Annotated in this window: 20 protein-coding genes; 1 reads left to right on the forward strand and 19 read right to left on the reverse strand. The window is 45.7% G+C overall.

Annotation, left to right across the window (positions count from 1 at the left end; genetic code table 11):
- The first annotated feature begins 208 nt into the window (after positions 1 to 208).
- Positions 209 to 523 carry a hypothetical protein gene (locus V7K69_RS14830; protein WP_335035573.1) on the forward strand — a complete coding sequence of 105 codons (315 nt, stop codon included), beginning with the start codon at positions 209 to 211 and terminating at the stop codon, positions 521 to 523.
- 189 nt (positions 524 to 712) lie between these two features.
- Here the strand turns inward: V7K69_RS14830 and cydB are convergent, their stop codons facing one another.
- The 19 genes from cydB to petC form a co-directional block, all read right to left on the reverse strand.
- Positions 713 to 1,726: a cytochrome d ubiquinol oxidase subunit II gene (gene cydB, locus V7K69_RS14835; protein ID WP_335035575.1), complete on the reverse strand. Its 1,014-nt coding sequence runs from the start codon at positions 1,724 to 1,726 to the stop codon at positions 713 to 715.
- A gap of 123 nt (positions 1,727 to 1,849) precedes the next feature.
- Positions 1,850 to 3,292, reverse strand: coding sequence for a cytochrome ubiquinol oxidase subunit I (locus V7K69_RS14840; RefSeq protein WP_335035577.1), 1,443 nt, complete (start codon positions 3,290 to 3,292; stop codon positions 1,850 to 1,852).
- A 20-nt stretch (positions 3,293 to 3,312) separates the two neighbouring features.
- Positions 3,313 to 3,552: a hypothetical protein gene (locus V7K69_RS14845; RefSeq protein WP_335035579.1), complete on the reverse strand. Its 240-nt coding sequence runs from the start codon at positions 3,550 to 3,552 to the stop codon at positions 3,313 to 3,315.
- A 107-nt stretch (positions 3,553 to 3,659) separates the two neighbouring features.
- Entirely contained in the window at positions 3,660 to 6,986 is a 3,327-nt protein-coding gene (locus tag V7K69_RS14850) for an efflux RND transporter permease subunit (RefSeq protein WP_335035581.1), read from the reverse strand.
- A 15-nt stretch (positions 6,987 to 7,001) separates the two neighbouring features.
- Entirely contained in the window at positions 7,002 to 8,351 is a 1,350-nt protein-coding gene (locus V7K69_RS14855) for an efflux RND transporter periplasmic adaptor subunit (protein ID WP_335035583.1), read from the reverse strand.
- A 195-nt stretch (positions 8,352 to 8,546) separates the two neighbouring features.
- Positions 8,547 to 9,380 (reverse strand): radical SAM protein, encoded by an 834-nt coding sequence (locus V7K69_RS14860; RefSeq protein ID WP_335035585.1) that lies wholly within the window; start codon positions 9,378 to 9,380, stop codon positions 8,547 to 8,549.
- 4 nt (positions 9,381 to 9,384) lie between these two features.
- Positions 9,385 to 9,780 carry a hypothetical protein gene (locus V7K69_RS14865; protein WP_335035588.1) on the reverse strand — a complete coding sequence of 132 codons (396 nt, stop codon included), beginning with the start codon at positions 9,778 to 9,780 and terminating at the stop codon, positions 9,385 to 9,387.
- A gap of 27 nt (positions 9,781 to 9,807) precedes the next feature.
- On the reverse strand, positions 9,808 to 10,344 hold the full coding sequence (locus V7K69_RS14870; protein ID WP_335035590.1) for a DUF3122 domain-containing protein: 537 nt from the start codon (positions 10,342 to 10,344) through the stop codon (positions 9,808 to 9,810).
- A gap of 28 nt (positions 10,345 to 10,372) precedes the next feature.
- Positions 10,373 to 10,663, reverse strand: a complete 291-nt coding sequence (locus V7K69_RS14875; RefSeq protein WP_335035592.1) for an ArsR/SmtB family transcription factor — start codon at positions 10,661 to 10,663, stop codon at positions 10,373 to 10,375.
- A 10-nt stretch (positions 10,664 to 10,673) separates the two neighbouring features.
- The gene (locus tag V7K69_RS14880) at positions 10,674 to 10,976 is read right to left on the reverse strand and encodes a DUF4405 domain-containing protein (protein WP_335035594.1); all 303 of its coding nucleotides are present in this window, start codon (positions 10,974 to 10,976) and stop codon (positions 10,674 to 10,676) included.
- A gap of 39 nt (positions 10,977 to 11,015) precedes the next feature.
- The gene (locus tag V7K69_RS14885) at positions 11,016 to 12,311 is read right to left on the reverse strand and encodes an NAD(P)/FAD-dependent oxidoreductase (RefSeq protein WP_335035596.1); all 1,296 of its coding nucleotides are present in this window, start codon (positions 12,309 to 12,311) and stop codon (positions 11,016 to 11,018) included.
- A 225-nt stretch (positions 12,312 to 12,536) separates the two neighbouring features.
- Positions 12,537 to 13,517 (reverse strand): cysteine synthase A, encoded by a 981-nt coding sequence (gene cysK, locus V7K69_RS14890; protein WP_335035598.1) that lies wholly within the window; start codon positions 13,515 to 13,517, stop codon positions 12,537 to 12,539.
- Positions 13,518 to 13,533: 16 nt separating this feature from the next.
- On the reverse strand, positions 13,534 to 16,245 hold the full coding sequence (locus tag V7K69_RS14895; protein WP_335035600.1) for a cyclic nucleotide-binding domain-containing protein: 2,712 nt from the start codon (positions 16,243 to 16,245) through the stop codon (positions 13,534 to 13,536).
- A 176-nt stretch (positions 16,246 to 16,421) separates the two neighbouring features.
- Positions 16,422 to 17,417: a permease gene (locus tag V7K69_RS14900; RefSeq protein ID WP_335035602.1), complete on the reverse strand. Its 996-nt coding sequence runs from the start codon at positions 17,415 to 17,417 to the stop codon at positions 16,422 to 16,424.
- Between the two features lie 12 nt (positions 17,418 to 17,429).
- Positions 17,430 to 17,672, reverse strand: coding sequence for a thioredoxin family protein (locus V7K69_RS14905; protein ID WP_335035604.1), 243 nt, complete (start codon positions 17,670 to 17,672; stop codon positions 17,430 to 17,432).
- A gap of 88 nt (positions 17,673 to 17,760) precedes the next feature.
- On the reverse strand, positions 17,761 to 18,423 hold the full coding sequence (locus tag V7K69_RS14910; protein WP_335035607.1) for a GIN domain-containing protein: 663 nt from the start codon (positions 18,421 to 18,423) through the stop codon (positions 17,761 to 17,763).
- A gap of 31 nt (positions 18,424 to 18,454) precedes the next feature.
- Positions 18,455 to 18,979, reverse strand: a complete 525-nt coding sequence (locus tag V7K69_RS14915; RefSeq protein ID WP_335035609.1) for a hypothetical protein — start codon at positions 18,977 to 18,979, stop codon at positions 18,455 to 18,457.
- Positions 18,980 to 19,088: 109 nt separating this feature from the next.
- Positions 19,089 to 19,766: a DsbA family oxidoreductase gene (locus tag V7K69_RS14920; protein ID WP_335035611.1), complete on the reverse strand. Its 678-nt coding sequence runs from the start codon at positions 19,764 to 19,766 to the stop codon at positions 19,089 to 19,091.
- A gap of 12 nt (positions 19,767 to 19,778) precedes the next feature.
- Positions 19,779 to 20,315: a cytochrome b6-f complex iron-sulfur subunit gene (gene petC, locus V7K69_RS14925; RefSeq protein WP_335035613.1), complete on the reverse strand. Its 537-nt coding sequence runs from the start codon at positions 20,313 to 20,315 to the stop codon at positions 19,779 to 19,781.
- Between the last annotated feature and the right edge of the window lie 80 nt (positions 20,316 to 20,395).

The following is a 20,395-nucleotide window of genomic DNA, read 5'->3' on the forward strand; positions in this document are numbered from 1 at the left end:
GGAGCCACAAAAATGCTCCCTATTTTTTGTCTCCACCATCTTCTCAAAGTTTTGTCCCATCTAGCTTAGAGTTGCCTTGTCACCCTCTCAGGTCAATCAGCTAACTTAGTTTTCCAAAAGCATTCACTCCAAGACCTTTGGGAAAGACGGTCTAAACGTCAACAAAGGGAACTTATGTACTATATATAAAAAGGTAAATATTGTAACAATGTTTAACAATAATCTTTTTTCCGAACCTTTTGGTGAAACAACTGACGTGGAAATTTGGCTTAGTCGGGCTGGGCTAAAATTTGAAGACTTAGGTAATGATGCCACCAGTATAGCCATTCGTAAGCAATGGCGTGAATATCAAGCGGCAGTGCAAAGATGCTGTGCAACCTTGCATCAACCGCCAGAACGTGTTCAACTGAGTGGCGTTTATCAAAAGTTGAGAATACCTAGTAGTGAAGCAATAAGGTATAAACTTCTTAATTGGCAAGCTTGCGATGCGGCACTCAAGCAGCAAGACAGTAGTAGCTTCTGAGTGAGTGAGGAGGGTGACTTCCTTGCTTAGGCATCCACTTACAGCTTATTGTACTTGTTTATACTTTAAATAGAGGAGTAAAAATGTAGAGAAGTAACACTGCTACGTCTCTACAAAGGTTCTGGACAACGCATATTTAATTTCACCAGATGTCTTTTTTGCTCAATCAACAGAGAAACACCAACTCACCTATTGTCCATAATGTGTGCCTGCCACTTTCCCTCGAAACACAATGTAATTGTAGATGTTGTAAAACAACATAATGGGAATAAGAAATCCAATGAAGATAATCATGAAGACTAATGCGCTAGGTGCTGCGGCTGCCTGATAAATGGTGATGCCTGGAGGGATAATATAGGGAAAGACAACTAATCCTAAGCCCACAAAGGTAAGTAGAAAAAGCAGCACTGTCCAAACGAGGGGAGTAGTTTCTGCTTTGCGGTTCAGGCTTTGAATCAATAACCAAATCAGCAGCACACCTAGCACTGGAATGACTGAAAATAGATACACTTCTGGCTGGTGAAATAGCTTTGCCCTGGCATTTTCATACACAACAGGGGTGGCGATCGTGATTAAGATTGCACCTACAAGCGTTGTCCAAGCAGCGATTTTTGCTGTGCGGTAATGGGATGTTTGCAGTTCTCCCTCAGTTTTTAAGATGAGATAGGTGGAGCCAATCAGAACATAGCCTTGGATGAGGGTTATGGCAACCAGGAGCGATCGCCAATCGAGCCAATCCCACATAGTGCCAATAAAGTGACCCGCTTCATCCACCTTAATGCCTTCCAAAATGCTGCCCAAAGCAAATCCTTGAAACAGCGCCGCCATAAAACTACCGACTCCAAACGCCACATTCCAAAATACTTTGTTTGTAGAATGCTCTCGAAATTCAAAGGCCACAGCCCGAAAAATCAAGCCAAAGATCATGCCAAAAATGGGAATGTAGAGCGCATTCAGAATGGTGCTGTATGCGAGAGGAAATGCCCCAAACAATGCACCCCCCATCAACACCAACCAGGTTTCATTGGCATCCCAAATATTACCCAAACTCGTCATTAAGATGTCGCGTCGGTCGTCATTGGAACTGGTTAGCGATAGGATGCCTACGCCTAGATCAAACCCGTCTAACATTACATAGAGAAATAAAAACAGAGCCAAGATAACAAACCAAACTTGCGCTAGAAAGTGTTCTAGATTCTCCATACAGTTACCTATTGATAGTGCTGAGTTCCTGAGTCCTGAGTGTTCGCGTAGCGTCCCGTAGGAAAGAAAAAGTACTGGCTAAAGCCCCGCTACCGATCTAAGCGCAGGGCTTTACAGCACTTCTCATTGTTCTGCTTCGACAGGACGTTGATCTGGGACAAATTCAGCCGGAGTAGTTTCTACGGCTGGTTGGGTGTCAATGCCTGGAACCGGAAGCTCTAGGTTGGGGCCTTGACGAATGATCCGACTACCAAAGAATAAGGCACAAATAAACAGGGCTGTATAAATTCCAGCAAAAATCACCAGAGATGTTAAGACCTCACTAGCAGGTAAGTGGGAGGCTCCGTCTACCGTGCGAATTTGCCCGTAAACGATCCAGGGTTGCCGCCCAACACAGCGCACAATCCAGCCTGATTCGACGGCGATGTAGCCCAGTGGAGCCGCCAAAATCCAGATTCGCAGTAGCCATTTCTGCCCGGCGATCGCTTCTGGTGAGAGTTTGCCCCGCAACCACTGAATCACACTAATGCTCATCAATCCAGCCAAGAAGAAACCAATGCCGCTCATGATGCGGAAGGCGTAAAAAATCAAACCCACCATCCGAGGGCGATCTTCAGGCTTCCAATGTTTCAGTCCGAGAACGGGTTTAGAGAGGTTCTTTTTGAATTCTAAAATGTAGCCTAAGCCGTTGGGAATTGAGAGTTCCCAGTCGTTTTGCTCGGTCTGATTATTGGGTAATGCCACCACACTCCAGGGCGCGGGCTGTCCGGCGGGAGTAGTTTCCCACTTCGCTTCTATTGCGGCTAGCTTGGTAGGCTGATAATCAGCTACCTGCTCGGCGCTGAGGTGTCCGATATAGATTTGTAGTGGGGTGACAGCGATCGCAGTTGCCAAGACAATTTTAAGCGATCGCGCAAAGAAAGCTTCATGACGCTTGTTGAGAATATACCAGGCGCTAATTCCTCCAATCACAAACAGAGAAGTTTCCAGCGTCGCTAAAAACATGTGCGAGACGCTGTTGAGCATGAAGGGATTTAAGATTGCCTGAAAGTAATCATCGACAACAAACTTCCCGTTCACCATTTCTCCGCCTGCCGGGGTTTGCAACCAAGAGTTTGCTGCTAAAATCCAGAAGGTAGATAGGTTTGCGCCAAAGGCAACCATAATGGTGGCAAAATAGTGAATCACTGGATTTACTCGTTCCCAGCCAAACAGCATAATACCCAGAAATCCTGCTTCTAGCATGAATGCCATCGAAGCCTCAAAGCCTAAAATGCTGCCAAAAAAGTCGCCTACCGCTTCAGAAAAAGGTGCCCAGTTCGTGCCAAATTGAAACTCCATCGGTAAGCCAGATGCTACACCAATGCCGAAGTTCAGCACATATAACTTTGCCCAGAAACGAGCATGGTGATAGTAATCGGGATTGCGTGTTTTTAGCCACATTCCTTCGACGATGACTAGATAAATCCCCATCCCAGTGGTGAGAACAGGCCATAGCATGTGAAAGATCGCCGTCAATGCAAACTGCATCCGCGATAGAGCAACGGTATCCGATAGAAAATCCATGAACTAACCTCTGAATTCGTTTAAATCTTGACTTGCATAGCATCTTTGGGTGATGGACGAATGGCACGCTTGTTAAGGCTAACAGTAGGTAGTGTAATACCAATTTGAAAAATGATTGCGACAGATGGAAAACTAAAACACTTATCCAATGGCTGTTTCACAATCCAAAATCTAAAATCCAAAATGGTGTAAGGATTCTGACGAGGCAGAGGAGAATTTATCCCATGCAAGAGACGCTCATAGAGTTTCTTCTTTTTCAAGAGATCCTCTACTTCTCTGCTGCCTTGATTATTTTCCTTATCTTAGTGCCATTTGCGTTATAGCTCTGCCATGAGCTATGCGCGTTTCTTAAATATCATGGTGGAAATTACGAATTAGTAATTATCTCAACAATAGATTGATCCACTTGGGCATTGGCATCTTTGTGAATTCCTTTACGATTACGCCAGAGTTTATAGTAAAGAATTGGTACTGCCGATCGCGACAGTAACAAAGATGCAACTTCACCCGCCATCAGCGAGATCGCTAGCCCCTGAAAGATCGGATCAGCGAGAATAATTGCCGATCCCACAACTACGGCGGCGGCGGTTAACAGCATCGGCCGAAACCGAACGGCTCCCGCATCGATTACGGCTTCTTCTAAAGGCATTCCTTCTTTCAGACGTAACTCGATGAAATCTACCAGGATGATGGAGTTCCGCACCACAATTCCGGCTCCGGCAATAAAGCCAATCATCGATGTGGCTGTAAAGAATGATCCCATTAACCAGTGGGCGGGCATAATTCCGATTAGGGAAAAGGGAATGGCAGCCATAATTGCTAATGGGGTTGTAAATGATTGGAACCAGCCCACCACTAGCGCATAAATCAATACAAGCACCACCGCAAAGGCAATGCCCAAGTCACGGAAGACTTCATAAGTAACTTGCCATTCGCCATCCCACTTAATCGAGTAGGTTTCAGTGGTTGGGGGTTGTTCTGTTAGGTAGGTCTGAATTTTTGCACCTGTTGCGGGAATCAGTTTATCGATTTTTGGTTGCAGGTTGAGCATCGCATAAACGGAACTCTCCACTTTACCAGACACGTCACCCAGAACATAGACAACAGGCTGTAAGTTTTTGTGGTAAATGCTAGTATCAGCGATCGCAGTTTCTGTTTTCACCAAGGAACTCAGAGGTACTAGATTACCGTTTGCGCCCTTGAGGTTAAGGGATTTTAGATCGTCTAAACTGGTGCGGCTCGACTGACTGAAGCGCAGATTAATCGCCACATCCTCACGGGCATTTTCATCATGTAAAAGTCCGACATTTTCACCAGAAATTGCCATTTGCAAAACTTGGGAAATTTGAGTGGGACTGATGCCGTTGAGTGTAGCTTTCTCGCGATCAATTACTAATCGATAATCCGTCTGCGGAGTTTCTACATACCAATCCACATCGATAACACCATTAGTTGACTGATATAATTGAAAAATTTGCTTGGCGAGGTCAATTTGACCTTTGTAGTCGGGGCCATAGACTTCTGTAACCAACGTTTGCAGCACAGGGGGGCCGGGCGGAATTTCCGCAATTTGAATCCGAGCATTGTAGCGATCGCTAATTTCTTTCAGTTTGGGACGAATTGATTTAGCAATATCGTGGCTCTGACGTTTGCGATCGCCCTTGGGTAAAAAGTTCACCTGAATATCAGCAACATTTGTACCCGATCGCAAAAAGTAATGCCGCACCAAACCATTGAAGTTATAGGGTGAAGCTGTACCGACATAACTTTGATAGTTAATTACTTCCGGGACGGTGGCAAGATATTGTCCCATTTCTCTCGTTGCTCTAGCAGTCTGTTCTAGCGTCGTGCCTTCAGGCATATTTACCACCACCTGTAACTCGCTCTTGTTGTCAAAGGGTAGCATTTTTAGGATGACTAAACGAAATCCTGCCAACCCGCCCACAATTAGGATTAAAGCGATCGCAGTTGCCACTAAAAAAGCCGTTCCCCGACGCGGATAATGCACCAGAGGATACATAAAGCGGCGATACAATTTACTTAAAGCATCTTCCCCATGACCATGAGCAGCATGACTAGAGCCAGTGAATACCCGCATTGTTGTCCAAGGAACCACAATAAATGCTACCAAGGCTGAGAAGATCATCGCCGCCGAAGCACCTAGTGGAATTGGACGCATATAAGGCCCCATCAAGCCACCAACAAACGCCATTGGTAAAATTGCGGCAATTACTGCCACAGTTGCCAGAATCGTCGGATTACCAACTTCATCCACTGCTTCTAAGACAATCTGTTTCAGGGTGCGGCGGCGATTTGTAGAAATTTGTAAGCGGGTTTTATTTTCTGGTAATTCTAGATGACGACCGACATTTTCCACGACCACGATCGCGTCATCTACTAAAATCCCAATGGAGAAGATTAAGGCAAAGAATGTTACTCGATTGAGTGTGAATCCATAAAAAACAAAGCTGGCCAGAGTTAGTGATAAAGTGACTGGAATTGAGACAGCGACCACCATTGCCTCTTTTTTACCCATCACAAACCACATCAACAACGTCACAGAAACCACAGCGATCAGCATGTGAAACAGAAGTTCATTAGAACGTTCTGCTGCTGTTTCGCCATAATCACGAGTGACTGTCAAATGGACATTATGAGGAATATAATTATGCTTAATTTGCTCCAGTTTGTGGAGAACTCGATGAGATACCTGAATGGCATTGGCTCCAGCGCGTTTAGCGATCGCGATCGTCACCGCTTCGGTTTCACTAGCATTTTGGCTTTTCTGTTCCTCCCCTCGCGTACTTCCTTGTCCAAAAAATACATAACTTGCGGGTTCTTCTGAACCATCGGTGACGATCGCCACATCTCGCAAATAAACGGGTTGATTATTGGCAACAGCAACTACAAGTCCTTTGGCATCTTCAGCCGACCGAATAAAACTTTGAGTTCTAACTAAAAACGATTGATTATTTTGACTTAAAGCACCACTAGCAAGTTCAGCATTCTGAGACTGCAATGCCTGGGAAATTTCTAGTGGTGTTAATCCAAATCCATTTAGTCGGGTGGGATCTAGTTCTACTCTAAGTTGTCGCTTCTGTCCGCCAATAATTGTAGTTTCAGAAACATCGGGAATTTGCTTAATTTGTTCGTCTAATTGCGCCGCAATTTGCCGTAGTTCTGCGCCAGTACTATGTTCTCCCCATAAAGACAAAGCAAGAATAGGTACATCATTAATCGCTCGTGACTTAATCAAAGGTTGGGAAACACCGGGGGGAATCTTATCAAAATTAGCGTAGAGTTTGTTATAAAGCTGAACAATAGAATCTTCTGTATTTTGACCAACTAGAAATCGCACAATTACTAAAGATGAGCCAGGTTTGGAAGTCGAGTAAACATATTCCACTCCCGGCAATTCTTTAATCAACTTCTCCATCGGTGCGGTGACGCGCTGCTCGACATCCTTCGCCGATGCTCCCGGCATTTGCACAAACACATCTGCCATCGGGACGGTAATTTGCGGTTCCTCTTCCCGTGGTAGAAGCAGGGTTGCTCCAATCCCCAACAGTAAAGCCACCAGAATGATTAATGGTGTCAATTTGGAGTCGATGAATTTCTTGGCTAAGTTACCAACAAATCCCAATTTGTGAGGATGGAGAGATGGGGATTGATGACCATTCGATTCGTTCTGCATAATTTTCTCCACTCCCTATTGCTCAATTGCGATCGCTTGTCCATCGCTGAGTTGATTAATTTTGTTGGTAATAATGCGATCGCCACTCATCAATCCGGCAACAATTTCTACCTGTTTGTTTTGTACTTTCCCAACTTTTACCCAACGTAAAACAGCGATCGGTTGAGAGCCGCTTTTTTCTACCACATAAACCCCTTGTAATTGCCCCCGTTGCATCAAGACATTCGCAGGGATGAGTATTCTTTGCTGTTTTTCGCCTAAAGGCAAGGTAATTCGCCCAAACATCCCAGAAATTAACCTACCAGAATTACTCAGAGGGATTTTGACCAAGAAACTGCGAGATTTTGGGTCTGCGGCTGGAACAATTTGTTGAATGCTAGTATTAAGAGTCTGATTGACAGCATCAAACCGTACTTTGACTGATTGACCGACACGCACGAAACGCAACTTCTCTTCCGGTACAGCAATCTCTAGCTGAAGTTTGTCTGGATTTTCCACTTTTAACAATGCCATCCCAGGAGCCGCCATTTCCCCTTCATAAGCCAACTTCTGAATCACAACTCCATTAAAAGGGGCAACGATCGTTCCATAGCTTTCATTGATATCTGCGGAGGTGACACCAGATTCGGCCTGTTTGACAGCAGAACGAAACTGAGCGATCGCTGCATTAGATTGACTAATCGCCGCTTCTGCTTGGCGAATCCCAGCATTAATCTGAGCAACCTTAGATTTTGCCTGGGTTAAAACAGTGTTTGCCCGATCCAGTTGCTCCTGAGAAACAGCCCCATCTGACCGGAGAGTTGCCATCCGCCTCTGAGCGATAGTTGCTAACTGTAGCGCCGCTTGCGTCTCGATTTTTTGCTCCTGAAACTGATTCAGCATTGCTTGAGAACGCGATAATTCTGCTTGGTGTTGCATCACAACAGATTGGGCTTGAACAACTCCAGACTTCGCCTGATTGGTTTGGGCAGTCATATCCGTGACATCAATCTGAGCCAAGACTTGGCCTTTACGGAAGCGATCGCCTGATTCTAGTGACAACTTAGTAATCCTTCCCATCACCCGCGTTGACAGGGTTGCCTGATCAACAGGGCGAATTGAACCAGAAAGTTCCAAAGTATTGACGATTGCTTGAGAACGAATAGTTAGGGTTTCAACTGCAATCGCTGGGGCTAAAGCAGCTTCTGGTGAATGGGTAGAGCGAGTCAATTGCAGAATGCCCCAGGTTCCTCCTGCCAGCAACAATGCACTTCCCAATAATAGTCCCCATTTCTTGGGAGAAAGCCTTAGTGAGGGAGACTGTTTTTGCTCAGTTAATCCATCAATTGTTGGATCGAGCGGTTCATCTGAGGTAGTGTGAGTCATAAAATTAAGTCTTGCTTCTTAAAAGTCATAGATAGGGTACTAGTACTGTGTCAAGCCAACAATGCTAAACTAAGTTTTAGAATCTTTACTCTCTTTCTCTCTGCGTCCTCTGCGCCTCTGTGGTTCGTTTCTTTACCCTTCAAACTTCGCTTGATAGACCACTAGAGTGTTCAAAATGATGCAGCAACGAAGACGTTATTCCGTAACTTGTGGATAACGTACTGGAATCCCTAGTGTGCTTTGAATCCGATTGGCAAAACTCTGTAATAGATCAACTGAAACATATTTGAGCGATCGCCCTAAATCAGAATTTTCCGGGAGATGATTACCTCTTGCCTCCAAAATATGCGTTAGAGGTTTACGACGGGTTGGCGTATTTAGCTGAATTTCATCTGGGCATAACATCTGCATCAGAGAAATGTATGCTTCTTGTTCTCGCTCATTCCATTCGGTTAGTAGCATGGTTTGAATCGCTAATCGTCCGGTATACATCCGGCGAAATTCTAATATCCCTGCCCAAAGCTGCATCAGGTCGAGATCGGATAGCGATCGGTTGACGAGATGAAACTGTCGAATATTGACAGCATCAAGTTTGACAGCCACCAGATCGGCGATCGCCAACGCTTCTCTAACCGACGCATCGAGAAGCAAACTTCCATTTGTCAATACCGCTATAGTTTTATTGGTAAAGGCTTTAGCAGTTATTAAAATCTCTGCTAAATTTAATGCTAGTGTAGGTTCTCCGCTACCACTTAACGTGACACAATCGATATCAGATGGCGTAAAGTATTGCAATTCTTGATGAATTTTTTGGGTAGGGACAAAGATACGTCGATGAAGGCTTTGATGCTCAATTTTACCCAGTTGACAATATACACAGTTAAATGAGCAGGTAGATACTGAACCAATTGGATCAATCCCTAGCGATCGCCCAAATCGCCAAGACTGAACAGGGCCATAAACTGCCTTGAATGGGGTTGATGTGGCAACAATAGAATCTAACTGCTGTTGTAATATCTGATTATTCATAAATTTATACTCTTCCAATGACTGAGAACGATTTGATAAATGGTTTTGCCATGCGGGGATCTTGAATCATGGCAGTGTAATCTCCTACCCGGAATTGTAATTTTCGACTCATGTACGCCATACCCAATCCCATCATATTCAACCCTTTGGTTTTCCACTGTTGCCAGTGGTTGCGATCGGCACGTAAATCCCAGTTGAGATTCTGTCCCTCATAGCTTCCAGCAGAAACCACCCGTCCTTCTTCAACGATTAGAACGCCCATTGGGTTTGGATCGTCCACAAAACCATAAGCGATCGCGGAATTAAAATGAATCTTGGCAAGGGCATCGGCTAATTCAGGTTCGGCGTTCCATTGTTTACCAAAACCCTGCATCCATTCGGCTGAAAATAAGTCTGCCATTTTTTTTCTCCTACTTAATTTGAAACATTATTCGTAACTAGAAACGGTTTGCCATTCCTGAACTAAGGACGTTGGAACAGATAATTTAATAGCTTCACTCTTGAGCGTTGGCAATGTTAACGTTAAGGGAATCTCTGCCTGTAACTCTGGTAGCGTCGGCTGAAGGTTGTATTGCCCAACATTGGGTTCAGCTTTGCCAGCTTCGGTAAAGATGTTGCTAGAAACATCTCTTGCCGTTAGAGTTTTACCCAATGAGTTGCTTAAAGTCAGAGGTTGGGAGCGATCGATTTCAACCCCTCCGGGAAATCCCACCAATCGCAACTCAAAACTGGTTTGCCCATTGGGACGAATACGTTTGAACGCTACAGCCTGCCAGCCATTGCCATGCTGATCTTTGAGCGTTTGGCGAGACTGATAGACCATTTGCCTCGGTGCTTCTTCTAGTTGTCGGATCGCTGCTGCTGCACTGGGAAGATTCAGCACTCCCAAACCCAGGAGAACACCTAATACGAGTGTCCCCAACAACAGCAACCTGGAAAAAATTTTGCGGATACGACATCCCATAATGGTTCCTCTCTAATTGCTCACTCCTTCAAATGGTTGCGTGTTGCCGATAAGAACAAAGTGCCAATAACTCAGTATCAATTACTCGGTAATAGCGCCATACCCCTTCTCGACGACACGCCACCACGCCAGCATCTTTCATCAATCGCAAATGTTTGGAGACATTGCCCTGAAGTAACCCTGTGTGATTGCAGATTTCCTGCACACTGCGTTCTTGATTGCACAGTGCAGCTAGAATTTGCAGTCTGGTGGGTTCTGCTAAAATCTTGAATCGGCTTGCGAGTACCTCCAGTTCGCCAGAGTTGAAGACAATTTCCATATCACTTGCTTTACTCCAGTAAGTTGGGATGGCGATGGACGCTGATTAAGTAATGAAGCACTCCCCGTAAAGCACGCCAGTCAACGACAATGTGAATTACGGTAATGCTCAATGCAACCACACTCATCACAAAATGCACATCACCCCACTCATGCCGCGTTAGCCCTAAGAATAACGGCAGTTTTCCCGCTCCCCTCGGCGCAAACCACAGCAGAAATCCTGTGAATGCTGCCAAACTCCAACTAACCAGTAAGGAGATGGCAACCACTGCTCGAGCATAAGTCTTAGGATTAACTGGATGTATAGACTTCATATTGTCGAAACCTTCAATAAAGTAGGCGATTGATAATCTTCATCCTTTTACCTGAATCAGTTCTGGGCTGGGAACAATCGGTTCCACTAGCGGCAGACCGATCGCCCGAAAAGCCCAACGCTCAAACCAAGGAATCGTCCACCCCAGGCGCATTTTCGTCAGAAAATATTTCTCGAATCCTGTTTTCATCCAAGACACCCAGATGCCGTTAAAGGTTAAAGCACGGTGGCGATGTCCTGTCTCATCCGGGAGGAGTGGATCGGCTAAAAACAGCGCTCCAGTATCACCAAAATTAGCGAAGCAAACTGCCTGTAGAGTTGGTTTGATCTGACATCCAGAAATAACCCCTAATTCCAGGGCAATATTATGGGCAACAGCAAGAGCCATTTCTTCGGACATCAGCCCCACCTTGGGAGCGCCCGTAGGGATGGGGGTTTGTTCCACTGGTTTGAGTTGGGTGATCACTCCTACGGCGTAAATCGACTCAAAATCAGGGTGACGATAGGTGGGCAATACGGGTATAAACCCCTTGGCATCGGTTAATCCCGGTGCTTCACGCAGGAAGCGAGGCCCGCGAAACGGCGGCAAGACCATCACAAATTTAGCTGGAATTCTCCGCCCATCAGCCAGATAAACCGCGTCAGGTTCAAAATGGGAAATGGCGGTATTTTCCATTAGCTCAATTTCCCGATCTGCCATGAATTTGCGGATTAGCCACCGGGAGTTAGCCATACCGCCAATGCCCAGATGTCCGGCATAAGGTTCTGAGGTAATGAAAGTGATCGGGACTTGCGTTCGTAATCCCTTCTGCTTCAAAACATGATGGATCAACAAGGCAAATTCATAGGCGGGGCCAAAACAACTTGCTCCCGGTGCTGCACCCACTACAACCGGGCCTGGCTCGTCTAAAAATTTCTCCCACGCAACACCTGCCAATACAGCATGATGCGGATTACAAACCGACTGGGTATAACCACCTTCTGGCCCTAATCCTGGCAGGGCATCCAACGCCAGTTCTGGCCCCGTGGCAATAACGGCATAATCGTAGTCCAGCGTTTGATTGCCCATCCTAATCTGACAAGACTTCGGATCAATGGCGGTGACGGCAGCATGAATAAACTCAATACCATGCTGAGGAACAATCTTGGCTAAATCTAATTGAATGCGATCAAGGGACTTTAACCCCAATCCAACCCAAGGTAACGAAGGAACAAATGTAAACTTTGGTTGATTAGAAATGAGTATGATCTGATGTTCACGCGGTAATATATGCCTCAGTTCATAAGCAGCAGGCAATCCTCCCAATCCAGCACCAATGACAACAACGCGAGCCATAATAGCGACTCCTAAAGGTAATTTCTTAAGTTGAGTTTTTAAGCAATGCCTTCTCACTCCCATCTTTATGCAAAAGAGTTTTAGACGGGGTTTGAATTTAAAATAACACGATTATATTACTATATAGTAATATTGTTGACAAATTGAAACGTTGACAAATTTACCAAGCAATCGCAACATTCACAGGATCTACTCAGAATCCACGTTTTTCAAAGCGTGGATAGGTCAACGACTTAGTGCAGTGGGAGATGCTCGTAAAGCATTTTCAGTGCTGTCAGCGTTCCACATTGCCGTGCTGAGATATCGTTCTCCCGCACTGGGTTGAATGATCACAATCCGTTGATTGTGGTATTGCGATCGCTGTCCGATGTATAATCCTGCGTAGACAGCTGCGCCCGTTGAAATGCCGCTAAGAATGCCCTCAACTTGCGCCAATTGCCGTCCCGTCTCGTAAGCCTGCGCTTCGGTAACGGTCACAATTTCATCAATCAAATCCACCCGCAAAACATCGGGAATAAAGCCTGCACCAATGCCTTGTAGATTATGTTCACCCGCAAGCTTACCACTCAGAACAGCACTGTTGGCAGGTTCGACCGCAACGATCCAGAGGTGGGGATTTTGCTGCTTTAAATAGCGTCCAGCACCTGTGAGCGTTCCGCCTGTACCCACGCCCACAACGAGTGCCGCTATTTGTCCATCTGTGTCCTGCCAGATTTCGGGCCCAGTAGTCTCGTAATGGATTTTGGGATTGGCAGGATTGCTGAACTGGTGGGGTGAAAAGGCATAGGGAAGAGTCGTGAGTAGTTGATTAGCATAGGCGATCGCCCCCTGCATATCGGCTGCGGCGGGAGTCAAAATCACCTCTGCTCCGTATGCCTGTACAATCTGTTGCCGTTCTCGGCTCATGTTCTCTGGCATCGTCAGAATCAGACGATAGCCCTTAGCTGCACACACCATCGCCAGCCCAATGCCTGTATTGCCAGAGGTTGCTTCTACAATTGTAGAAATTCCGGGTTGAATTAAACCTGCCTGTTCTGCCTCTAGCATCATGCTGACGGCAATTCGGTCTTTCACCGATTTTGCTGGATTCATCCCCTCTAGTTTGAGGACAATTTCGGCAACACAGCCAACTTGCTGAGGCAACCGTTGCAGCTTAACAAGCGGAGTGTTACCGATGACTTCAGTAATATTGGCATAAATGTTCATCAGGCAAAAAGATACCTCAAATTATTAGCAAGAAACTCATCACTGTTAGTCCAGCGATTAACAGTAAGTGGGGAAGATTGCTGATCAAAGGGCGTTTGGTAATTCGTAATAGGGGATAGACACTGAAAATCAGAGCGGATAGGAGTGTTACCCCTTGAAGGAAAGCCGCAACATCGCTACTCCAGGTAAGTGTGGGTAAGCTAGCTCCACTAAAACCCAAGGTTCGTGCCAATACAGGCAGAATTTGACCTGCTTCAGTGACAGCAGCCGGAATGTAGTGTGCTAGGTTTGCTGCCAGGGTAAAGGGCAGATAGGCGTAGATGACGGTGAGATAGGTTGGTTGCTGTGGATCGAGGCGGCGGGCGATCGCATGAGTTAGATACGTCAATACTGCTGGAATACTGAGGAGGACGAGAGCGATCGGCGTACTGGTCAGTAAATGGTCAGCATCTAGGGGAATATCGTCGAGTCCTAACCATCCTAAAATCCGTTGGGCATGATGCATAAACACCCCACCAAACAGCAGCAGCAACAAGGCGACTTCCGCCCAAAAGCCCCGGTGATTGTCCAACAAGTCTGATGTGGGAAAACGCAGGTTTAACTGAACTGAGCGATGGGGACAAGCTTTAAGGCAGGTCATACACAGCATACAGTCCCGGTTGTCTTGCAACTGAGCCGGGTGGGAATAGAGGGGACAGCCACCTGTTGCCTGTCCTTCAGTGGGCAGCGCATCGGCAAAGGTGACGGGGGTTGCACCACTGCCTTTGTAACAACCAAAGGTACTGCACTGGCTGCCACACACCTGTTGAGTCGATCGCAATTCAATCATCGCTAGCTTGGCAAACATACCATTCATGCCGCCAATCGGACAGAGATAGCGACACCAAAGCCGCCGCTCATAAATCAGGCTAAAAATTACCGCCCCAGCTGTAATCGCCAGCAGCAACCAGGCAGAGAGAACGGCATGATGGGGCAAATCCCAGAGCTTTTCCCAGAGATAAATTGCCACAAAGCCGCCAAACAAGATCCAGGCTCCCCAGCGATTCAGCCATTGGGTATTCCAGGTGAGTTGCTGGCGAGGAAATAGCAAAAGAGAGAAACGACGAATCCACTCCGCCGTAATCATGAAGGGACAGACGGCACACCAGATGCGACCTACAAAAACAAATAAAAACAAATAACCAGGCCACCACCACGCCCAAAATAGATTGAGCGTTACACTGCTATCTCGCCCTTGAGGGCCAATGAAACCTGCGATCGTCACTGGCACAAAAAACGCCATCATCACAATCCAGATGCCCTCTGGATACCAGCGACTCAACAACACTCGCCGCAGCCAAGGCGCATGGGTGAGCAGATCCAGGCGGAAGGCGTTTTTGGCAGATTGTACCGACCATAGGGCTTGTTCTGAAATCACCCCTTGCCCTGGTGGTGTCATGATCACCGCCCGATGCAGAATTTCTGCCAGTTCTGTGAAGTTACCGGGGTAGTCATAGCTGATCAGGCGACGCAGATCCGACTGATCCAGTTTCAGCAGTGGACGATTTTGTTCCTGACAAAACTGGGTTAAGAAGTAATGGGCAAAATCTGGAATATCTGCTTTGCGCTGGGGCAAGCTAAAGAGCTTGATAGGAATTATATCTACATCTGGTAGGTCTAGTTTTTCAGGAGAGGCCAGAATTAAGCGCACCCAAGACTGGATGGGTTTGTGAGGCTCGGTTGTCAGGGTGCTGGGTTCGCTCACGCCATGATTAGGAAGAATAACACCTGTTTTGAAGTAGTGGATGAAGCGGGTATGATTCTCCAAAAAAGAGGCTTCCCCAACACCCCCAATCAGCACTTGGACATTATTAAGGAGTAGCGTTCCTCGCTCCATTAGTTCCAGGATGCCCGGTTCTTTGCCGACTCTGCCAAATAAAAAGTCGGTATTGAACCTACCTTCTTCTGATCTGGGCAACTTGGCGCAATCTAGTTCCGCAAAGGGTTCGTCAGCGAGTCCAGAACGGGCATGGATCAGCCCTGCCAGAAAGGTTTTTCCGGTTCCTAGTTGCCCTTGAAATACGACGGGTTTGAGAGTGGCGGCGGCTCGATCAATTTGTTCCACTAGCTTTTGAGTGGCTTTGCTGTTGCCGAGGATCGTTTCCCCGTTTGGAACCGCTTGAATGTAGGACTGTAAACCTTGAATGCGGCGTTGTTCTTGAGCAATGCGAACACTGAAGGCGTTTAAGTCTTGCGCTAACAGGGCATTGAACAGATGTTCAATTTCAGTATACTGCCCCATCAACTGCCGAAACTGAGCCTGGGGCAGAAACCAGATTTCGCTCGCAGTCAGGGCGATCGCCTGAGTCTGATGTCTGCCGTTTTCTGGTTTTGCCATCAGCGACACATAGCCAAATAGCTCTCCGGCACTACGATGGCGAATCAGGGATTTACCAATGGGGGAGAGTCGATAAATCTCCACTGCACCCCACTTTAGCAGATATAGCCCAATTGCCGATTGATTAGTTTGATAGATGAGCGTTCCCGCTTCGACCTTGAGCGGGTGCAGCGATCGCGCAATGTCTTGCAGTGCTATATCTGGCAATTGTCCCCAAAACCGATGAAACCTCAACCAATTGCAGCACTCTTCAGATGCAGATGTATCTGCAAGGGGCAAGCCATCCAGCCCTGTGCCTAAAGGCGGACATTCTACGGGTAATGTGGAGGGGGAACTGAGTGTAGAAACCATAGTTTCACTTTATGCCAAAATATCCGACTTCTAAATCATTCATAATTCATAATTCATAATTCATAATTCGTAATTCGTAATTCGTAATTCGTAATTTCCCCTGAGCGTTCGTGTAGCGTCTCGTAGAGAAGCCGAAGGGTTAAGTTTTGCATAGGGAATTAACCCCCTAAACTTTGTTAATTAATTATGGCGTTGAAAATGTAGCCGATGCTGATAATACCAATGGTCATTAACCCGATAAATACGGCTAATAATTGTGGTCGTAGCACTTTTTTGAGAATCACCATTTCAGGAAGAGATAGTGCTGTTACCGCCATTGTGAAAGCTAAAACTGTACCCATAGGCATTCCTTTATTTACTAAAGCTTCAGTAATTGGCATTACACCTGCAATATTTGCATATAGTGGAACACCCAAAATTACTGCGATTGGGACTGCAAAAGGATTATTTGCACCTGCATATTGGGTAATAAAATCTGTCGGTACATAACCATGAATCCCTGCACCGATCGCAATCCCAATCACCACATAAAGCCAAACTGCTCGCACAATTTCACTGGATTGGAATCTTCCTTGCTCAAATCTTTGTCCCCAGTTTAACGCCACTGTTTCTAGGTTGTCTTCCCCTTCTAGAGGCGTTGCTTGACGAGATTTTTGCAGTTCCCAAACAAATGGTTCTACCCATTTTTCCAATTTCATGAGTCCGATGATGTATCCAGAGGCGATCGCTAAACCCACGCCAAAGCCAATGTAGATCAGCGTCACCTTCAACCCAAACAATCCCCAAAGAAGGATAACAGCAACCTCATTTACCATTGGCGCTGCCATCAGATAAGAAAAGGTCACGCCTAAAGGTACACCTGCTTCCAAAAAGCCGATAAACAAAGGAACGGCAGAGCAAGAACAGAATGGTGTGACTATTCCTACCATTGCCGCCAAAATATTTCCTGCAAAAGTGCGCTTTCCTTCTAGCAAAGAACGAACGCGCTCTGGTTCTAAAAAGCTTTGAAATGTCCCAACAATAAAGCTAATTACAATCAGTAATGTTAAGACTTTTGGCACATCATAAAGAAAGAAATGCAGACTCGATCCTAAATGCGATGAAATCGACAAGCCCAATTGGGTGACAATCTGATTTGCCAACCAATCAAATGGATAAAATGGATCGAACATAACTTTGCCTCTTTAACGCTGCAATAAAGGCTGAATTTGTTCGGCACTGATTACTTGACCTTTGCTGACAACTTTGCCATTGATGATCATGGCGGGAGTAGACATCACACCTCGTTTAGCAATTTCAATTGGGTCGGTAATATGTGAAACCTCAGCAGTTAAATTGAGATTAGTTACAGCTTCTTTAGCATTTGCCTCTAGCTGTTGGCACTTTTTGCAGCCTGTACCCAAAATTTCAATCTTGATGGCATTCATGACATAACTCCTTTTTTGTATTCTCTAATTCAATTCTCTCTCTACTGAATCCAAGCGATACGCGCAGCGTAAAGCCTCTGGCTTATCGCTACCGTTTCTTAACTGACCCCACGCCCTGCCGAGATTCCCGAACTTGAGGAGAGCCAATATACTCTATTGAACCCACGCCGGATACAGTCGCATCTAACTGCTGACTGACATTAACCACAGCACTCCCCACGCCGCTATTGCGAACCGTAGCCTGCTTAGTCTTGAAATTCTCACCTTGGAAACTTCCCACCCCGGAAAGATTTAGTTCCAGCACATCGACACTTCCGGCGATCGCTATTCTACCCACCCCATCAAGGGAAACTGACAACCGTTTACCTTGGATATCCTTTACCTCAACACTACCGACACCATCTATATTCAAGCTCTCTAGGCTCTTCACCTCCACAACAAACTCAATGGGCTTGGTGGGATTCATATTGGTATCTTTGATGATGGTGAGATACAGAACATTGTCAGCTACACGACTTTCTAGCAACGGCAGAATGTTGTCGTCGGCGGTGATCGTGAGGAACTCTTTTCCCGTCTGCTGTATCGTGATTTTACCTACGGATTTACTAGAAATGGATGAGAATCCACCTACTTCTCTAGATTCGGTCTTAACTATTCCAGAGCCTCTAAGCCCACCCAAACTGATATAGCAACCTGTTAATAGGCTCAAAGCTGTTAAACACACAACCAAACCGTATAGCTTCGATCTCATTATTTTGCCTGCTATATAAATCCTTAGTCGTTCACTTTTCATCCAAAATATTTCTCGAAAGCTTCTGGTTTAACACGAGGCGATTCTTGTGTTTTGTATAAGCAAAGTAACTAGCAATAATCATCAGAAATCCTGGAGCCGCAAGCCATAACCAGAAACCAGGAAGTAACTTAGTTAATAGAAGATGACTATAGGAACTACTACCATTGGGTAACGCCAGCCAGTATGCTGATATTGTTCCTGTAAAGCCGACAATAATTGCAATAAAAGCAGAAACTATTGAGAATTTGTATTTTTTTTGTACAAACAATTTACAGGAAAACCAATAAAGCGGATTGGCTAACCAGCCAATAGCTGGAATTTGAAGAAAGAACAATCCAATGAATCCCCCAATTGTAACTTCAGCCCCCTTCATAATATAAATAAAACTTATTTCCTTTGTCTTGTTGTCAACTATCTCAAAAGCAAGTGCTGGCAAGCTAAGTGCTATTATGTAGAGCAACAAAGATATTCCCAATAGAATCAAGCGTTTATCAAATAAAAATGGTTTTTTCATGGGTGCATTTTGATTGCGATAGCTGCGCTCGCCGTACCCCTCCTCTTAAGCAAGCTACGCGTAGCGTCTCGTAGAGAAGGCATCGCAGCTTTCAATTAACGCAAGATTCCTAACACCATGATTGCTCTCCCGGAGGATTGTGCAGTAACTCCCGAATATTGGCTTCGATCACCCGATAGCCCACATTGCCGTTGAGTCTTTGCCGTCCTTCATTAAAAATTAGGGTGGGGCTGATTGTAACCGTATGTTCTTTGACTAATTCAAAATCCTGGGATAGTTTGGCATAAGCCTCACCGCTATCGATCTGAGCTTCGATAGCTGCGATCGGTAGTCTTAATTCCTCCGCAATTTGAAATTGCACCTTGCGGTCAGAAACGTTTGCCAGTTTGGTAAAAAATGCCTCCCGAAATGCCCAGGTTGCTTTTTCAAATACCTGTTGATTTCGCTCTACTAAACCCTTCGCTTCTAGTAGTTGAATCGCATGGAGAAATAAATGACAGGATGTCGATGAAAATGGTGTAACCTTAGTCCAAATATCAGGATGAACGGTAATGTGATCGAACTTTTTGGCAACCTCTTGGACATGATCGCTGTATCCTTGCAATCCCCCTTTTTCTCGCCATCGGTTTTCCAGTTTTTCACGAGCAACACCAAAGACGGGGACAAAGTGTTGTGCGATGGCAATCTTGTCTTCAAAAGTTGTTTTCAACTCATCCAAACGAATCTGAGCAATATAAGCCCAAACGCAGAGAACATCGGAAAAGTAAAAAATACGAATCGGTTCCATATCACTTCATCCTTAGACCCACCAGGGCTTCTTTCCAGTGCGAGGATCAGTTTCCGTCCACGGCGAGATTAAAATGCTGTTATCGATCACTGCAACCTGGACAATCTTGAGCGGCAGAGGAGCCGGGCCACGCACTACCGTTCCATCAGGGGCATAGCGAGAACCATGACAGGGACATTGAAACTGCTGATCTAGGGCGTTCCAGGGGAAGGTACAACCGAGGTGAGTGCAGTTATCAACAAGCCCGATATGATCCAGGGTGTGATCTTCTTTGACAATCAGATAAGTGGGTTCTCCTGCCAAACCTGCTACCAGGGCGCGGCTTTGGGGCGGTTCAGCCAGAATTTGAGAGGCGGGGATTTGTTTCCCTAGAATATCTTTAGCAAGAATACCACCTCCCACTCCCGTTTTTTCGCCTGGAGCAATCAAGAATTTGGCAGCAGGATAGAGCGCAGCACCAGCTGTAGCAGCAACAGTTGCTCCGGTAATAAAGTTGAGCAGTTGCCGTCTTGATAAGGATGGACTTTCGATTGGAATACTAGTATCCATTATGGATCTCCTTAAAAGTTGATGAGTGAATCCCTTTAAGGGACTGACAAATAAAAACATTCCAAATTCCCTTATGGGAT

It is taken from the genome of Nostoc sp. (genome assembly GCF_036917775.1).
In the GTDB taxonomy this organism is placed as follows: domain Bacteria; phylum Cyanobacteriota; class Cyanobacteriia; order Cyanobacteriales; family Nostocaceae; genus Nostoc.

What these genes read in the sequence shown, in the direction of transcription:
- V7K69_RS14830 (WP_335035573.1), top strand. Translation starts at nt 209, where the DNA reads ATGTTTAACAATAATCTTTTTTCCGAACCTTTTGGTGAAACAACTGAC.
- cydB (WP_335035575.1), bottom strand. Translation starts at nt 1,726, where the DNA reads ATGGAGAATCTAGAACACTTTCTAGCGCAAGTTTGGTTTGTTATCTTG.
- V7K69_RS14840 (WP_335035577.1), bottom strand. Translation starts at nt 3,292, where the DNA reads ATGGATTTTCTATCGGATACCGTTGCTCTATCGCGGATGCAGTTTGCA.
- V7K69_RS14850 (WP_335035581.1), bottom strand. Translation starts at nt 6,986, where the DNA reads ATGCAGAACGAATCGAATGGTCATCAATCCCCATCTCTCCATCCTCAC.
- V7K69_RS14855 (WP_335035583.1), bottom strand. Translation starts at nt 8,351, where the DNA reads ATGACTCACACTACCTCAGATGAACCGCTCGATCCAACAATTGATGGA.
- V7K69_RS14860 (WP_335035585.1), bottom strand. Translation starts at nt 9,380, where the DNA reads ATGAATAATCAGATATTACAACAGCAGTTAGATTCTATTGTTGCCACA.
- V7K69_RS14865 (WP_335035588.1), bottom strand. Translation starts at nt 9,780, where the DNA reads ATGGCAGACTTATTTTCAGCCGAATGGATGCAGGGTTTTGGTAAACAA.
- V7K69_RS14870 (WP_335035590.1), bottom strand. Translation starts at nt 10,344, where the DNA reads ATGGGATGTCGTATCCGCAAAATTTTTTCCAGGTTGCTGTTGTTGGGG.
- V7K69_RS14875 (WP_335035592.1), bottom strand. Translation starts at nt 10,663, where the DNA reads ATGGAAATTGTCTTCAACTCTGGCGAACTGGAGGTACTCGCAAGCCGA.
- V7K69_RS14880 (WP_335035594.1), bottom strand. Translation starts at nt 10,976, where the DNA reads ATGAAGTCTATACATCCAGTTAATCCTAAGACTTATGCTCGAGCAGTG.
- V7K69_RS14885 (WP_335035596.1), bottom strand. Translation starts at nt 12,311, where the DNA reads ATGGCTCGCGTTGTTGTCATTGGTGCTGGATTGGGAGGATTGCCTGCT.
- cysK (WP_335035598.1), bottom strand. Translation starts at nt 13,517, where the DNA reads ATGAACATTTATGCCAATATTACTGAAGTCATCGGTAACACTCCGCTT.
- V7K69_RS14895 (WP_335035600.1), bottom strand. Translation starts at nt 16,245, where the DNA reads ATGGTTTCTACACTCAGTTCCCCCTCCACATTACCCGTAGAATGTCCG.
- V7K69_RS14900 (WP_335035602.1), bottom strand. Translation starts at nt 17,417, where the DNA reads ATGTTCGATCCATTTTATCCATTTGATTGGTTGGCAAATCAGATTGTC.
- V7K69_RS14905 (WP_335035604.1), bottom strand. Translation starts at nt 17,672, where the DNA reads ATGAATGCCATCAAGATTGAAATTTTGGGTACAGGCTGCAAAAAGTGC.
- V7K69_RS14910 (WP_335035607.1), bottom strand. Translation starts at nt 18,423, where the DNA reads ATGAGATCGAAGCTATACGGTTTGGTTGTGTGTTTAACAGCTTTGAGC.
- V7K69_RS14915 (WP_335035609.1), bottom strand. Translation starts at nt 18,979, where the DNA reads ATGAAAAAACCATTTTTATTTGATAAACGCTTGATTCTATTGGGAATA.
- V7K69_RS14920 (WP_335035611.1), bottom strand. Translation starts at nt 19,766, where the DNA reads ATGGAACCGATTCGTATTTTTTACTTTTCCGATGTTCTCTGCGTTTGG.
- petC (WP_335035613.1), bottom strand. Translation starts at nt 20,315, where the DNA reads ATGGATACTAGTATTCCAATCGAAAGTCCATCCTTATCAAGACGGCAA.